This window comes from Candidatus Brachybacter algidus (genome assembly GCF_016707225.1).
Lineage (GTDB): Bacteria > Bacteroidota > Bacteroidia > Chitinophagales > Saprospiraceae > Parvibacillus > Parvibacillus algidus.
Window position 1 is genome coordinate 268,575 of sequence record NZ_JADJID010000001.1, and the last position, 16,721, is coordinate 285,295.

The following is a 16,721-nucleotide window of genomic DNA, read 5'->3' on the forward strand; positions in this document are numbered from 1 at the left end:
ATACTAAAATACTATTTTACTCTAATACTCTAATACTATTATACTGTCTTCTCTAATACTATGTTAAGGACAAGGGCAAGCCTTATCCCTGCATTCATTCTATAATACTCTAATACTATTTTACTCTAATACTCTAGTCCATTTCCAAATCAACATCCACTTTCTCGTGCCAAGGAAGGCCATTTAATGACAATTGTTCCATGAATGGGTCAGGGTTGAACTCTTCCACATTATTTACACCAGGGGTATTCCATTCGCCTTTCAGATACATCATAGCTCCGATCATTGCAGGTACTCCTGTAGTGTAGCTGACACCTTGAGTTCCGGTTTCTTTATATGCTGCTTCGTGACTGCAATTATTCCAAATGTAATAGGTACGATCCTTACCGTCCTTAATTCCTTTTATCCTGCAGCCAATAGAGGTTTGACCTGTATAGTTTTCTCCAAGGTCACCAGGATTGGGTAAAACGGCTTTTAAGAATTGAAGAGGTACGATCTCCATTCCTTGATAATTAATAGGTTCAATACCTGCCATTCCAATATTTTGGATCACCCTTAGATGTGTAAGGTATTCTTCACCGAAAGTCATCCAGAATCTCGCTCTTGTCAAAGTTGGAAAGTTTTTGACTAAAGATTCTAGCTCTTCATGATAGATCAGATACGACCTTTTTGGTCCTATGTCCGGGTAGTTAATGTCTTTAAATATCTCGTGCGGTTCAGTTTCTATCCATTCTCCATTCTGCCAATATCTACCTTTTTGTGTGACTTCACGGATGTTGATCTCCGGATTAAAATTTGTGGCAAATGCTTTTCCATGGCTTCCCGCATTGGCATCAATGATATCCAATTCATGAATCTCGTCGAAGTAATGTTTAGCCGCATATGCAGTGAAAACACTTGTCACTCCCGGGTCGAATCCACAACCAAGAATAGCTGTTAGTCCTTGTTCCTTAAATCTATCATGATAAGCCCATTGCCAGCTGTACTCAAATTTTGCCTCTTCCTTAGGTTCATAATTTGCTGTGTCTAGATACGCTACATTGGTTTCGAGACAAGCATCCATTATCGTGAGGTCCTGGTAGGGAAGGGCTACATTAATGACAAGAACAGGTTCGAATTTGCGAATCAGGGCGACTAACTCAGGGACATTATCAGCGTCGACCTGAGCAGTTGTAATTCTGTCAGAACCTATATTGGCGGCTATGACATCACATTTAGACTTTGTTCTGCTTGCCAATAAAATTTCAGAGAAAATATCAGGATGTTGTGCGCATTTATACGTTACAACGGTTCCTACACCTCCTGCACCTATGATTAATACCTTAGACATATATTGATTTTTTGTTGTTTTAAAAAATGGGTAATGGCTAATAGGTAATGAGTAATGGGTAATTTTTTTAAATTATCACTCTCACCTTCTCACCTTCTCACCTTCTCACCTTCTCACCTTCTCATCTTCTCACCTTCTCATATCTTCCCCTCTACCACAAAGATAGTTAGCATTAGTTCTTATCAAATAATTCCAAACTTTTTTTTCTATATTGCAGCCACAAATAAAGTCATGATTGAGAAGATACTCATTATAGGCGCCGGAGGTCAGATCGGAACAGAACTTACTGAAGCACTGCGAGAGATACATGGAGAAGCCAATGTGATAGCTAGTGATATCCGACAAAGCATAGATGTACCCAATTATGTAAAAATAGACGTTACCAATAAAGAAGAATTATTCAATTGTGTTCGAGAAAGAGGAATAACCCAAATTTATCACCTAGCAGCAATTCTCTCAGCAAGAGGTGAACAAAATCCACTTTGGGCTTGGGATATCAATATGACTGGTTTAATCAATGTTTTGGAGGCCGGACGCGAATTGCAATTAAATAAGATATTTGTTCCTTCTACGATTGCTGTTTTTGGAATAGAATATGATCGCGAGAATACCGGACAATTTTCAGTTTTAATACCTGAGACGGTCTATGGAATAAGCAAGGTTACCGGAGAAAATTGGTGCAATTACTACTTTAAGAAGTATGGTCTGGATGTAAGAAGTGTCAGATATCCGGGCATTATTGGATATAAAAGTATGCCGGGTGGTGGCACCACTGATTACGCTGTAGACATCTACCATCAAGCAGTACAAGGTTTTAACTATGTTTCATTTTTAGATAAAGGGACTTTTCTGCCGATGATGTATATGGAAGATGCTTTGAGAGCAACGATTGAACTCATGGAAGCCCCGAAAGAAAAAGTTAAGATTCGAACCAGTTATAATATTGCTGGTTGTTCCTTTGCACCTGAAGAAGTAGCCGCTGCAATAAAGGAGTATTTTCCTCATTTTGAAACATCCTATGAGCCTGATTTTCGACAGGCAATAGCAGACCTTTGGCCCAAGCGAATAGACGATACTCAGGCAAGAGAAGATTGGGGATGGAAACCTAAATATGACTTAGCTACCATGACAAGAGACATGATTGAGCATTTGTCTGAAAAATATCAACATTAAAAATAAATTCTAAAAATTAATAATACCATTATATGTTTAGTAGTGTAAGAACTGGACTTTCAGAAGAATTGAAGGAGCTTGATTCCAAAGGATTGTACAAAAGAGAAAGAATTATTATTACACCTCAATCTGCCTTAATAAAAACGGATAAAGGAGGTGAAGTGCTCAACTTTTGTGCCAATAATTATCTAGGATTGTCTTCACATCCTGATGTCATCCAAGCTGCTAAAGATACCATCGACTCCCATGGTTATGGCATGTCCTCTGTTCGTTTTATCTGCGGAACACAAGATATCCACAAAGAACTTGAAGAAAAGACCGCAAAGTTCTTGGGACAGGAGGATTGCATTCTCTATGCTGCCGCCTTCGATGCAAATGGTGGAGTCTTTGAACCACTACTTGGTGAAAACGATGCTATTATTTCTGATGAATTAAACCATGCCTCTATAATAGATGGAATCAGACTTTGCAAGGCTAAGAGGTTCAGATATAAGAACAATAACATGGACGATCTCGAAGACCAATTGAAGGCAGCTTCAGGTTCCAGAAGAAAATTAATAGTGACAGATGGTGTATTTTCAATGGATGGATACATAGCTCAACTCAATCATATAGCTGACCTTGCAGACAAGTATGACGCTATGGTAATGATCGATGAATGTCACGCTTCAGGATTCATGGGTAAGACAGGACGTGGAACTCACGAATATCATGATGTCATGGATAGGATTGATATTATCACGGGTACTTATGGAAAAGCACTAGGTGGTGCCTCTGGTGGTTTTACAGCAGCCAGAAAAGAGATTGTCGATATATTAAGACAAAAATCCAGGCCTTATTTATTTTCAAATAGCCTCGCACCTTCCATTGTAGGAGCTTCAATTAAAGTGCTGGACTTGCTTTCTTCGTCAACGCACCTCAGAGATAAACTTGAAACAAATACTCAATATTTCAGAAAGGAAATGGGTGCAGCTGGCTTTGATATTCTTCCGGGCGAACATCCAATTACACCTGTCATGCTATATGATGCTCCCTTGGCTCAGGAATTCGCAAATAAATTACTTGTAGAAGGAGTGTACGTGATTGGATTCTTTTTTCCTGTCGTTCCTCAAGGTAAGGCCAGAATAAGAGTTCAGGTGTCTGCAGGACATGAGATAGAACATCTTGACAAAGCCGTGGCAGCATTTACAAAAGTAGGCAAGGAATTAAACGTGATCTGAAAACTATTTTAATAGACCCTTGTTCCTGTTACTTATCATAACAAAACTATGGACTTCCAGAAAATAGCATTTGACAAAGTCAATCAGTTAAGTCACTTCGACCAATTATACGCTGCTGATCAGCAACTTTTCTCCTCACTATTGCCATATCCTGCCACTATGGAAGGTATAGCTGCTTCTATTGAAGGAAGAAAAAATAAGGATGTTAACCGTGAGCTTTTGGTTGAAATACTCACAGATCAGTATAAGACGAATGTTATTGATGGGCGGGATGAGTTGATCAAAAGCTTATCAGATAAAAATACATTCACAATAGTAACAGCCCATCAGCCATATCTATTCGGCGGGCCATTGTATTTTATTCTCAAGATTCTTAGTACTGTTAAGCTTGCTGAACAAGTAAAGCAGCATTTCCGGATTATAATTTTGTTCCTGTTTTTTACATAGGAGGTGAAGATCATGACATTGATGAATCTAATAATGTAACAGTTTTTAATAAAAAAGTTGTTTGGAATACTGATCAGACTGGTCCTATAGGAAGAATGACTACTCAAGATATAACTGCCTCATTGGAAGAGATAATAACTATTTTGGGTAATAGTGAAAATGCTCTAAAGCTGGCTGAGGATCTGAGAGCATGTTATGTAGCGGGAAACGATATTAATCATGCCATCACCTGCTTTATTCACAATGTACTAGCTGATTTTCAGCTGCTTGTTCTCAATGCTGACGATCTAAAAGCAAAGCAATCATTTAAATCTATAATTAGAGATGAGGTTTTAAATGGAGTTGCTGAAGCCTTAGTGACATCCCAACAGGAAGAGTTAAAGAAAATGGGTCTTAAGCCTCAGGCTTTTGTCCGGCCGATTAACTTTTTTTATCTATCCGCCGAAGGAAGAAATAGGATCATAAATAAGGACGGAAATTTTCTAATTAATAATACAGAAATTAAATTCACAGTTTCTGAAATGGAACGGGAGCTGGACGATCATCCTGAAAGGTTTAGCCCAAATGTCATTATGAGACCTATCTATCAAGAGTTTCTCTTGCCATCAGTAGCATTCGTTGGCGGTGGGGGAGAATTAGCTTATTGGATAGATAGAAAACCATTATTTGAGTATTTTAAGGTGCATATGCCCGTGTTGGTAAGGCGAGATAGTATGATGATCGTAGATCAGGGATCAATGAAGAAACTGGGGAAATTACAATTGAAGATTCAGGATTTGTTTAAGGATGCACATGATTTAAAAACATATTTTTTAAATATGCATGCTGAGTCAGCTATTTCTTTTAATGAAGAAAATCAGGAATTGGCAGAATTAATTAAAAAGATGCAAGAGAAAGTTGCTAGTATTGATCCTACACTTTCAGGTTTTGTTGGCTCTGAGACTAGTTCATTCTTCAAAACAATCGAACATATAGAAGCGAGAGTCAAAAAATCACTTTCCTCCAAACATGATATTGAACTCCAACAGTTACACACTTTGCAACAAAAGTTTTTTCCTGCCAATAGCCTCCAGGAGCGCAATGAAAGTTTTATGAGCTTTTATATTAAAATGGGCAATTCATTGTTTGAGAAAATTTACAATGCCTCGAATCCATTAGATATTTCATTCAAGGTTATTGAGGAGTAGGGGAGAAGTGGTCGGTAGCAAGAATTCACTGGTCAGAGGTCAGTGGTCATTCATTAGTAATTAGTGGTCAGTATTTAGTAGTCAGTCATCAGGTAAGTAATTAGTAGTCAGTAAACAGTCATAAGTAAGGCTATAATTATGGTCGTATGTAAAGAGATAGTTGATAGGAAGTTAGGCTGATAGGGCGAAAGGGTGATAAAGTGATAAGGTGAAAGTCGCAGTCCAATATAAAGTCAAGTTAACGACCTAAATCTTAATAAGTATAGCATCCTGCCTTAAAAAATCTGCGTAATCAATATAATCCATTAAATACGTGACTTATAAAAGACATCAAGTGCTACTCCATACACTCTACATTGCGCCAAGGGAACCTATGGCTGCACTTGCATCTCACTACTAATATACTGATATACTGATATACTGATGACTACTGATATACTGACTACTGACCTCTATTTCGTCATCAACATGCTCAACATATTTTCCAATGTTGACCTAAGATCTTTTCTATTGACTATAGTATCCAGGAAACCATTTTCCAAAGTTGATTCTGACGTTTGGAAATCTTCAGGAAGATCACGTTTTATTGTTTCACGGATGACTCTTGGGCCGGCAAATCCTATCAACGCCTTTGGTTCAGCAATATTGAGATCTCCAAGCATGGCAAAAGATGCAGTGACACCACCGGTGGTAGGATCAGTCATTAATGATATATAAGGTAGTCCTTCGTCAGCCAGCAATGTGAGCATACTGGAAGTTTTGGCAAGTTGCATCAATGAAAATGCGGATTCCATCATTCTGGCACCGCCACTTTTGGATATAATTAATAAGGCTGACTTTTTCTCTATGCAATATTCGATGGCAAGCGCTATTTTTTCCCCAACAACTGAACCCATACTTCCACCTATAAAACTAAAATCCATGCATGCTACTGTCAACGGGATCTTAAAATCACCTAATTGTCCATATGCTACGCTTAAAGCATCATCCAGTTTGGTTTTTTTCTTAGCATCAACCAACCTGTCTTTATAGGGCTTTAGATCAACGAAATTCAGGAAATCCTCTGACTCAATATTATTAAATAAGGCAGTATGGCCTTGAGGAAAAATAATTTCAAAATATTCTTTAGAACCTATCCTGGCGTGGTAGTCACACTTAGGGCATTTATAATAATTTTCTTTGAATTCCTTCATCGTGCTGGCTTCCTTGCATTCTTTGCACTTGTACCAAAGCCCATCAGGAGCCTCCTTCTTGTTCTTGGTAGTGGTTTGAATTCCTTCTTTTAATCTTTTAAACCAACTCATTCAATCTTATTTATTTAAGAATAATAATTAAGTACAAATAATTAAAACTTTGATTGCCAGTTATTATGCAAGTAAAACACGGTCAATGATGCTGCAAAAGTACAATATTTTTTCAGATTCTACCTATCTTGCAGGTATATCGACAATGTCAAGGTATAATTATGTGGAGTCTTCAAACACCATTAGTTTAAGATTAATAAACCTTTAATACAAAAAATTGAAAGTAGCAATCATTGGTTATGGTAAGATGGGAAAGATTATAGAAGGTTTTCTTATCGAACGAGGACATTCTATTTCTTTCAAAATAGATAAAGAGAATTTTCATCAATTGAAGGATATCAATAGGGAAAATACGGATGTCTGCATAGAGTTTACAGGCCCAAATTCAGCGAAGGCCAACCTTGAAATTCTGGTTGGAAATGGTATGCCTGTGGTATGTGGTTCTACCGGGTGGTACTCCGAACTTACATTTATACAAGAGCTTGCGGTAAAGAATGATACTTCTTTTGTGGCAGCCAGCAATTTCAGCATTGGGGTAAATTTGTTTTTCGAGGCAGCCAAAGATTTAAGTAAAATCATGAAAAATCAAGATGGATATGGTGTTTCAATCCGTGAAACGCACCATACGCAAAAGTTGGATGCACCAAGTGGCACCGCTATTACATTGAGCGAGGAAGTAAGTTCTGTACTAGAGCAATTTGAGGGCTTTTCTTTGAATGAAGAAGCAGTCGATGCTAAAATGCCCATCTACGCTTTAAGAGAAGAAGATGTACCAGGCACGCATGAACTTGTTTTTAGAAATGAGATAGATGAAATATCTCTCAAACACATTGCATTCAATCGCAATGGATTTGCATTAGGTGCAGTGGTGGCAGCAGAATATATTTTTGATAAAAAAGGAGTCTTTACCATTCGTGAAATATTGAAATTAATCGGTTAAATAGTACTAGAGTTTTTCAGTTAACCAGTTAACCAGTTAACCAGTATTTTTAACCAGTATGGAAGTATATCAGGATGAACGTATTTTCTAACCTCCTCCCACTTAATAAATCTAGCAAATCACGAGGAAGGTTCCCATCTTCGCAACTGTTCGCTGTTCACCTCTCGCTGTTCGCTTTTCTCACCTCTCACCTCCTAACTTTCTCACCTTCTCACATCTTTGAAACTTTATGCAAAATAATCATGTTTACACCTTCATGCATTGAACCTCGTCGCGCTCCGCAATGGCGGTGTGAGGAAAGTCCGGGCAACATAGAGCAGCGTACCACCTAACGGATGGGTTCCGATGAAGATCGGAAACAGATAGTGTCACAGAAACTAAACCGCTCCGAGCAATCGGGGTAAGGGTGAAAATGTGTGGTAAGAGCGCACACTTCTTTGTAGTAATATGAAGATGGGATAAACCTTACGTGTTGAAATGCCAAGTATATCCGGTTCATTTCATTTTTCGGAATGAATGTAAGTGCGGCTCGCATAACGCCGGAGGGGTAGGCAGTAAAGAGGTGTCTGGCGACAGACATCCAAGATAAATGACGGGGCTTCCTTCGGGAATGACAGAATCCGGCTTATATCAATGCATTTTTAAAAACAAAAAGACCATCGCGCGAGCGGTGGTCTTTTTTGTTTTTATTATGAGGGTATGGGCAAGATGTAACCTAAATTATTACTATCTGACTTCTTAGTTTAGATTCGGATCTTCATCCACTTCAAATGCACCAAAGTCAAAATTCAATGTGAATCTCAACGTATTATCCAATGCACTTCTGGTATTTCCTGTAGGGACAAGATATGAAAGGTTCAATCCAAAGGTGGTATATTTTAGTCCTAGACCTAAAGTGAAATATTTCAGATTCCCTTTTCTTGGGTTTTCGTATTGATACCCTGCACGAATGGCAAACTGATCATTATACCAATATTCTCCACCGATACCCAATTGAATCTCAGCCAATTCTTCACTGAATCCACCTTTTGCATCGCTAAATGAACCAAAGATAGATGGCAGTAATGCCTTTTCTCTATAGTCCGGCACGCCATTCTGGTCAGCGTCTGTATACCCTGGATCAGGACTGGGTACCAATAATTTATTAACATCAAGGCCTAACGTAATTCTATTGTATTGATCAAAATCTACATCCCATGCAGCACCAATTCCTAGGTTCGCAGGAAGTAAATCTCTAACTGTAGAGGCTTTTGTATAAGAGATCTTACCCCCAAGGTTACTCACTGCAACGCCGATTGCTAGATTACTTTTGGTATTTGTCTTAAGTGGAGTTCTATAGAATACTGAAATATCTGCGGCTCCAGTTCGGGCTGTTTCAATATCTACACCATTTAATTGTTGTCCGGAAGCAAGATTTGAATTAATGAATTTACCTGTCAAGGCACCATATAATTTGTCTCCAAGGCTTCTGCTGTAAGCTACTGCTATCTCAAACTCATTTGGTTTACCTGAGCCAATGACATCTCCCTGAGTATTAGTGAATGTAAATTCGCCTAAGGAAAAGTATCGTATTGATGCAGAGATTGCTTCTTTTTTACTGAACTTATAATAGCCGGAAAGGTATGCCATATATATATCGTTCAATCCAAGGCCTTTCAACCAAGGAACATATGATACAGAAATACCGCCGTCTCCTTTGGAAGATGCGATTTTAGCAGCGTTGAAGTGCATAGCGTTTGCGTCTGCTGATGTGGCCAAACCTACACTACCCATGCCGGAAGTTCTAGCATCTGGTACGATTCGCAGAAAGGATACGACTGTGGATATAGAATTTCTGCAAGGTGAACCATCCGGTTCTAACCAATTACCTGATCCTAAAGGACTTTCAACACATTGGGCGTTTGAATAATTAGAATAAGAAATGAAAAAAAGGAATGATAATAAATGGATATAATTCTTCATATATAATAAGAAATGATTGCATTTTGATTTAATCGACCGCAAATATAAACTGAAATATCTTTAATTTATTGCCTTTGCTTAAACATAGGCTTTTATTTTAATAAAACTAGCTTTTGAAATTCGCTTTGAACTACCTTTTTATTTGTATCCAAAGTATTAATTACCTTAACTTTATATATATAAACCCCTTTTGCTAATTGATCACCATAATCATCCAACCCATTCCAAATTGACGTCTTAAATCGCTTGCCAATTGGACTCAATGGTTCTGAAATGGTTTTGATCAATCTGCCTGAGACAGAATATATAGCTATTTGTGCTACTATAGAACTGTTCTGAGAATCAAACTCAAACATAAATGAAGTAGCTGTAGTAAACGGATTCGGATAATTCAATAAGTTAGAAATGGTATTTTGCTCCGAATTGGAAACGATAAATTCGATCTCTGATTCACTCTTATTATTTGACAGGTCCCAAGCCCTTACCTTTAGTGTATAGTTACCCGGTTCCAACTGATCAAACTGATATTGTAAATCACCTGCTTTGTAATTATCTTTTTCAGCGGTATAAAAGTCATTCATGATCTTATCTTTGGAAGGATCATTATTTAATGTAGATACAATCTCATGACCGATACTACTGGAAGATATATTGATGCCTGTGTCATCTGAGAGTTTTGCAAGCAAGATCGGAGAAGTGCCCACAGTAGCTCCATTCTTAAAGTTAAGATCATTCATAAAAAGCTCAATCACTGGTGGCGTATTGTCCACAATAGGATTTCTACTTTCGCCACCAATTTTAACCTTAGTTGAATATCCGCCTGCATCATATACACCATTATCTGCGTAGAAAGTAAGCTTGCCAGTATCGATGGCATAATTAATGTCTTTAGGTGAAATGAAATCAATGCTCCATTGACCTAATGCTACTGTAGCTTTCCCTTTGAAAATAATATTGTTCTGGAACCTGACTGGAATGTTGGCACCATTTCCATCATTACCTTTTGAGTACAAATTATATGCCTTATCATATACAGTTAAGGTCATAGTGCCATTAAAGTCTGTTATGACTGCATTTTGCGCATTTCGCACTGAGCCCTTAAGGTTAACTTTCTCCAATGCTTTAATCGTATCATTTCCTTCAAGCATGTATGGCTTTTGGTTCATCGACTCCAGCACTACATTTTCTTTTGGGAAAGCCAAGGTCATTGAAGGATCGCCTAGCAATACAAAAGCCAATCGATCAGCTCCGGTAGTGCTGTTCTTGGCTTTGGCAAGGATCTCCCCATTTGTAAGGTATTTGCCATCAACTTTTGAATATAGTACTTGAAACAACTTATTTACAAAAGTCTCATTAGGAGCTATATATACTGAGCGGGTAGTGGTCATCAAAGCGATCATACCACCATTAGGTTTAGTAATACAAACCTTACCTACGGATGTAATCTCAGGATCATCATAGGTAGAAAATGAGCAAGTCCCCGTGATCAACATTGGCATTCTGTTCCGATTCTTCATGCCATTCAACGTTGATCGATCAATGATCTTTTCCTGAGCAAGGCCATCTACACCTCCGTGTCCAATATAATTAGATACAAGAACACCATTGTTGAACTGGTCATTCATGTCAGTGACTGCAGTCGGGTAGCTTTCGCCTCCCACAGTTGCTTCCTGTTTGTAAATATCAAGATAAACCTTGGATATGTTAAGTTCAGGATTTAATTTTCTGACTCTTGTGAAAAGTGATTCTGATTGATTGATGAAATTATCGCTTCCTATATCATCCCAATCATCACTTATTATCTGCAAGTTGTATCTCCAATCTCCAAATGAGGCCTTGTCAGTTTCATATATTTTTACTTTATTAATGATCGTCTGTGCCTGACTCTTGTCCTGTATAGGGAATCTTCCCACAAATACGTCAATAAGGCCTTTTTCTATTTCGCCTTCATCTTCATCCATGAAGCCATAATAATCATCAGAAGGAATAGCTCTGATAGGTTCGAATATTGCTTTCGGGTATTCATAAACTGGCACATAATTTGAATTTTCCTTATTGGATCCCTGAGCTATCGTTAGATCTCTATAGTCATAGGATCCATCGCCAAACATCAATAAGAATTTGAATTTCTGAGGGTCACGTGTATAGAACATTCTCGCCATATCTCTAATGCCAGTAGGGTCCTGTGCTCCACCTGAAAATTCATTTTTTATTTGTTCCACATCAATGGCATGAACGATGATCGATGATTGTTTACTTCTGTAGGCAGCATATTGTTTTGCCTCATCCGCGAATTTAGCATGATACACTATGACCATATCCGGTGTGATTAATCCATGGATATCCTGGGGATTCACTAGTCCTACTTTACCTGGACTTTTGATATCGGTGTTATTAAAACAAATGAATTGACGAGCATTTGAATAAGCTGCTGTAAAGGAACCCTTACCGCCTGATATGGACATATTGATCTTATTGGCCTTAAACATATCTGTGATATCCCAGATTTGTTCGTCTCCTTGGAGTGAAGAAAGATTATATTTAATATTGCCCGGTACCGAGGGTCTAAGCAATCTGAAATCCATTGGTTTTCCACCTTTAATGAGATTTCTTTTTGCATTTACTTCCAAATAATCGAGCCATCCCATGCTCTCAACACTCACCTGCGGAAAATCGAATGAAATGTTCCAATTCCCTCCTATTTGTTTGAACTTGAACTTTTTAATGTTGTATGAAGCAACTCTGGATTCAGAGCTTTCTATCATAGTACCGCCAAACGATATATCTGTTGATTGGCCATCAGTTGTTAAAATGACCTTCGTTGGAATTTTACATCTTGTGGCGAAAGCCATATTAACTTGACCGGAGTCATTTGGGACAAGGTTGTTAAGGTCGAAGGCGCTCGTTAAGTTTTTTGTTCGATTGCCATTTTGGATTATCTCATCCAACCATATCTGTCCGGCTCCAATCTTGGAAAATTCATGAAGTAAATTTGTTTTATCTACCTCATATCGGTTTACATAGTCGTATTTGTCTGTTTCTATATCAAAGGTGCTTAGACTTTCCTTGACCGGTATTCTTTTGCCGCCCTGATCATTGAATTGAACAAAGAAATATTTCTTATCATCATAAATATTTGATTTTCTGGTCATGCTGCTGTCAGCAAGTTTATTCCAATTGTGCGCACCTGGCGAATAAAAAAGGAAATAGTCATCTTTATCCCAAGTGCCATCATCTGTTCCCACCATTTGAATGGCTATTTCCTGGGCATCATCCGTTCGGATACCACTATTAAGTTCAGGCAAAGGACCAGGTAAAGTACCAAATAACCGAATTTTAGATGGATCAATATTGGAAGTATTTACTCCAAGCGAATTCAATAGATTGTTGTCCACCTTGTAAATCCCTGCTTCAGTAGTGGATAGTTTGTAAGTTGGGACATCTTTAAAGATGGACTTATCAGCATACTTTGGAGGATTATTTCTTGCTTCCAACTGATCAAATACATTGTAAGTGATCTTTATACTATCCAATAATTGGAAATTTGTCAGAGAGGTCCATTGTCCCGGTAAAAAAGTGACTGTGACAGATTGTTCCCTCCTGCCTTTATTCACAGTAACTATTGGATCAGGATTTCTGATGCCGGCACCACTATATGCTATTGTGATATTTGATTTACTATAAAAGGTTTTGAAATCACGAATTTCTACATTCTTTCCTAAAGGCAATTCAAATCCTCCGGTCACTAAGGGGATAGATGAACTTTCAGGATTTGATACGTTACTAGGATAATAGAGGATATTTTTTGTTTTAAAAGTTTCAACAGCCTTGGCATTAAATTCAGTAAGCACTATAGTCCTTTCAATTGTTTGAGCTTTCAAAGACTGACTTGTCAAAAGATTTATAAATATAAATGCAAGAAATAAATTTAAAGCAAAACTAATTTTGAAGAATTTATAAAAAGGAGGCTTCAGCATAAATAAATATTAATAATGTATTTTAAGGGTGTTTCCATGCAAAAATGCGACCGGAATTACATTTTACAAACGATTAACAAAAGATTTTATTTTTAGTTAGTGAAGTAAAGTTAAAACTTTAACATATTCTGGTGACAAAAGGGAAAGAGCATAAAGGGTTTTTGTTTTCATAAGGATTAGATTTTCATTCAAAGGATTTGCTTTTGTCATTTTAAATTAGCAGTTTTGGATTTTAAAATAATATTCAATAAAATAATATCCTGAGTGCATAAGTTATAGTAAATCTTTTGTCTCAGATTTGACTAGGTGGACCTGCAAGCATTATTTTTTTGCGTCAGCATAATTTAATAGTCAACAATTAACATTTTTACTTTGCCCATGACTATAAAATTATATTACATTTGAATTTTAATGTACTATTTATGACTTATCCTTTCTACAAATATTTCTGCTTCATCCTTACACTGCTTACAAGTGTGGCTGCATATGGACAAGATCCGGTGTTTTCTCAATTCTATGCACATCCACTTGAACTTAATCCAGCTCTGGCAGGCAATAGTGGAGGGACCAGGATAGGATTGAATTACAGGAATCAATGGAATGGATTAAGCTCAGATTATAAAACTTATGCAGTAAGTGCTGACCAATACTTGTTTGGTTACAATAGTGGAATAGGTATTTCTTTGATGGCAGATGAAGCAGGTCAGGGTATATATAGAACTATTAACGGTGAATTTTCTTATTCCTACCAAATCGAAATGAAGAATGATACTAAGATCAAAATGGGAGTACAGCTAGGCTTCATTAGTGTTGCATTGGATTATGATAAACTTTTATTTATTGATCAGATTGATCCTATCAATGGGGCGACAAGTCCTGGTGGATTGCCCTACCCAACCAATGAAGCTCCGCCTGAATTTACCAATAGAACACTTTTAGACCTTGGTTTCGGAGCAGTTATCAATAACGAAAATTTTTACGCAGGACTTGCAATGAAACATCTGAATCGTCCTGATCTTAATTTTTATACGACCGAAAGTAATACTAAAAGAGGTCTTCCAATAAGGCTCACTGCCATGGCAGGATACAGAATACCTATAGGCATACAATCCTATGGAAGGAAATCCAATTATGCCATACTTCCAAACATCCTCTTTGTGAAACAATCTTCTTTAGGTCAGGTCAATTTGGGTGCAATCCTGGAAATGAAATCCTTTAATGCAGGCTTGTACTATCGGAATGGATTCAAAAATCCTGATGCAATAATCGTTTCAGCGGGTTTTGACACAGGACAATTCAAGTTTGGGTACAGCTATGATGCAACAGTTTCGGGACTCGGATTTAATACTGGTGGTACTCATGAATTGAGTTTAAGTGTAGTATTTTATCAGGACAATGGTTCCAAATACAGCGACTGCACAAAGATATTTAGATAAATATGCATTTATACAAAACTTAATATCATAAAAGGTCAGAAAATACGTTTAAAAAAGTGTCAACAAAATTTTGCACAGAATTATTAAGTTGTATCTTTGACCTTCTTAACCGAAAAATATTAGAATTATCAGCAGATAGAACTAAAATTGAATCGTTGAAAGCTAATAATAGCAAAGACTTTTTAAAATTGGAAATGTGCTTCTGACCTTTTAAACAGATAAATTAACAAATGAATCAGGCATTCAAAATTTTTGTACTTTTAGTATCTACCATGTTTATGTTCGCTTCTTGTAAAAAGAAACAAGAACGATCAGGCTCTACAGGATGGGTTTACAACGACCAGAAATGGGGTGGTTTTTCAAAATCAGATGCTAAAGATCAGGAAACTGGTCCCAATCTGGTACTTGTAGAAGGTGGAACTTTTACAATGGGAACGACTCAGGAAGACGTCACTTATGAATGGAACAATGTTCCGAGAAGGGTAACTGTTTCTTCGTTTTATATGGATGAAACTGAAGTAGCTAATATCGATTACAGAGAATATGTTTTCTGGACTAAGAGAGTATTCGGTGCCAACTATCCGCAAGTTTGGAGAAATTCACTTCCTGATACATTATGCTGGAGAGAGGAATTGGCTGCTAATGAGCCTTACGTAGAGACTTATTTTAGATTCCCTTCTTATGATGATTATCCAGTAGTGGGTGTGTCTTGGATTCAGGCAAATGAATATTGCAAGTGGAGATCTGATCGTGTGAATGAAATGTTGTTGATAGAGAAAGGAATTTTAAATCCCAATCCTGAACAAAAGGATGGCGATAACTTCAATACTCAGGCTTATCTATATGGTCAGTATGAAGGAAGCGTAAAGAAAAATCTTAAGGATGCTTCTACAGGAGGAGAGAAAAAAGTAACTTATGAAGATGGCATTTTACTACCTGCTTACAGACTGCCTACAGAAGCTGAATGGGAGTATGCAGCACTTGCACTTCAAGGTAATATGTTGTCTGCCAAAGATGAGATCGTAACTGATAGGAAAATCCTTCCTTGGAATGGTGATTCACCAAGATATCAGAAAAGAAATAAATACATGGGTAACATGCTTGCCAACTTTAAGCTTGCTGGTGGTGACTACATGGGTGTCGCGGGTAACTTGAATGACAATGCCCCTATTCCTTCACCTGTAAGGGCTTATTATCCTAACGATTTCGGTTTATATAATATGGCTGGAAATGTTAGTGAGTGGGTAGCTGACGTATATCGTCCAACCAACTCAACTACATTGAGAGATGTTGACAATCAGGATCTTAACCCATTCAGGGGTAATGAATTCAAAGAAATGGTGGTAGGTGATGACGGTCTTCCAGTTGAAAAAGACAGTATGGGTCGTTTAAAATTTGCTTTGATGAAAGATTCTTTGATCGCCGGAAGAGAGAATTTTAAAAAGGCAGATGTAAGAAACTACCTGGATGGTGATAGTGCTGTAGACGGATTTTATGACTATGGTGTTACATCTCTGATCTCAGACAAAGCAAGAGTGGTGAAAGGTGGTTCTTGGGCAGACAGATTATTTTGGTTGTCTCCTGGAGCAAGAAAGTTCAAAGATGAAGATAAAGCTGACAGAATGATCGGGTTTAGATGCGCTATGACTAGAATGGGTAGTTCAGCTGGAAATGATTCAGATGGCGGAAATTACTTTGGTAAGCAAAAGAAAAGCAAAAGAAAATATTAATTATAATATTTCAAA

General features: G+C 37.5%; 9 protein-coding genes, 1 other RNA gene and 1 pseudogene. 7 read left to right on the top strand and 4 right to left on the bottom strand.

The features are described 5' to 3' along the window. Window positions 1-133: 133 nt before the first annotated feature. Entirely contained in the window at window positions 134-1,330 is a 1,197-nt protein-coding gene (locus tag IPI15_RS01070) for a saccharopine dehydrogenase family protein (protein ID WP_287418870.1), read from the bottom strand. A 231-nt stretch (window positions 1,331-1,561) separates the two neighbouring features. On the opposite strand from IPI15_RS01070, the gene IPI15_RS01075 reads away from it, so the two are divergent. The 3 genes and pseudogenes from IPI15_RS01075 to bshC all read left to right on the top strand — a co-directional run bounded on the left by IPI15_RS01075 (window position 1,562) and on the right by bshC (window position 5,357). Beyond that, window positions 1,562-2,503 (top strand): NAD-dependent epimerase/dehydratase family protein, encoded by a 942-nt coding sequence (locus IPI15_RS01075; RefSeq protein ID WP_287402619.1) that lies wholly within the window; start codon window positions 1,562-1,564, stop codon window positions 2,501-2,503. A 32-nt stretch (window positions 2,504-2,535) separates the two neighbouring features. Next, window positions 2,536-3,723, top strand: coding sequence for a glycine C-acetyltransferase (kbl, locus tag IPI15_RS01080; RefSeq protein ID WP_287418872.1), 1,188 nt, complete (start codon window positions 2,536-2,538; stop codon window positions 3,721-3,723). Between the two features lie 48 nt (window positions 3,724-3,771). Further along, window positions 3,772-5,357: pseudogene (gene bshC / locus IPI15_RS01085) on the top strand (bacillithiol biosynthesis cysteine-adding enzyme BshC). 452 nt (window positions 5,358-5,809) lie between these two features. Here the strand turns inward: bshC and accD are convergent. Beyond that, on the bottom strand, window positions 5,810-6,661 hold the full coding sequence (gene accD / locus IPI15_RS01090; protein ID WP_287418873.1) for an acetyl-CoA carboxylase, carboxyltransferase subunit beta: 852 nt from the start codon (window positions 6,659-6,661) through the stop codon (window positions 5,810-5,812). Between the two features lie 217 nt (window positions 6,662-6,878). Between accD and dapB the strand changes: the two genes are divergently transcribed. Together dapB and rnpB are read left to right on the top strand one after the other, a co-directional pair. Continuing rightward, window positions 6,879-7,601 carry a 4-hydroxy-tetrahydrodipicolinate reductase gene (gene dapB, locus IPI15_RS01095; RefSeq protein ID WP_287418875.1) on the top strand — a complete coding sequence of 241 codons (723 nt, stop codon included), beginning with the start codon at window positions 6,879-6,881 and terminating at the stop codon, window positions 7,599-7,601. A gap of 255 nt (window positions 7,602-7,856) precedes the next feature. Next, window positions 7,857-8,245: RNase P RNA component class A (gene rnpB, locus IPI15_RS01100), an RNA gene on the top strand. Window positions 8,246-8,339: 94 nt separating this feature from the next. Here rnpB and porV read toward each other — a convergent pair. Both porV and porU read right to left on the bottom strand, forming a co-directional pair. Further along, window positions 8,340-9,563, bottom strand: coding sequence for a type IX secretion system outer membrane channel protein PorV (gene porV / locus IPI15_RS01105; protein WP_287402626.1), 1,224 nt, complete (start codon window positions 9,561-9,563; stop codon window positions 8,340-8,342). Between the two features lie 92 nt (window positions 9,564-9,655). Next, window positions 9,656-13,540, bottom strand: coding sequence for a type IX secretion system sortase PorU (gene porU, locus IPI15_RS01110; RefSeq protein WP_287418877.1), 3,885 nt, complete (start codon window positions 13,538-13,540; stop codon window positions 9,656-9,658). Between the two features lie 422 nt (window positions 13,541-13,962). Here porU and IPI15_RS01115 point away from each other — a divergent pair, with 422 nt between their 5' ends. Together IPI15_RS01115 and IPI15_RS01120 are read left to right on the top strand one after the other, a co-directional pair. Continuing rightward, entirely contained in the window at window positions 13,963-14,976 is a 1,014-nt protein-coding gene (locus IPI15_RS01115; protein WP_287418880.1) for a PorP/SprF family type IX secretion system membrane protein, read from the top strand. Window positions 14,977-15,206: 230 nt separating this feature from the next. Continuing rightward, complete coding sequence (locus tag IPI15_RS01120; RefSeq protein WP_287402632.1) at window positions 15,207-16,706, top strand: SUMF1/EgtB/PvdO family nonheme iron enzyme; 1,500 nt, start codon at window positions 15,207-15,209, stop codon at window positions 16,704-16,706. Window positions 16,707-16,721 lie beyond the last annotated feature (15 nt).

Excerpts from the sequence above, each read along its gene's own strand:
- IPI15_RS01070 (WP_287418870.1), bottom strand. The coding sequence starts at position 1,330 with ATGTCTAAGGTATTAATCATAGGTGCAGGAGGTGTAGGAACCGTTGTA.
- IPI15_RS01075 (WP_287402619.1), top strand. The coding sequence starts at position 1,562 with ATGATTGAGAAGATACTCATTATAGGCGCCGGAGGTCAGATCGGAACA.
- kbl (WP_287418872.1), top strand. The coding sequence starts at position 2,536 with ATGTTTAGTAGTGTAAGAACTGGACTTTCAGAAGAATTGAAGGAGCTT.
- accD (WP_287418873.1), bottom strand. The coding sequence starts at position 6,661 with ATGAGTTGGTTTAAAAGATTAAAAGAAGGAATTCAAACCACTACCAAG.
- porV (WP_287402626.1), bottom strand. The coding sequence starts at position 9,563 with ATGAAGAATTATATCCATTTATTATCATTCCTTTTTTTCATTTCTTAT.
- porU (WP_287418877.1), bottom strand. The coding sequence starts at position 13,540 with ATGCTGAAGCCTCCTTTTTATAAATTCTTCAAAATTAGTTTTGCTTTA.
- IPI15_RS01115 (WP_287418880.1), top strand. The coding sequence starts at position 13,963 with ATGACTTATCCTTTCTACAAATATTTCTGCTTCATCCTTACACTGCTT.
- IPI15_RS01120 (WP_287402632.1), top strand. The coding sequence starts at position 15,207 with ATGAATCAGGCATTCAAAATTTTTGTACTTTTAGTATCTACCATGTTT.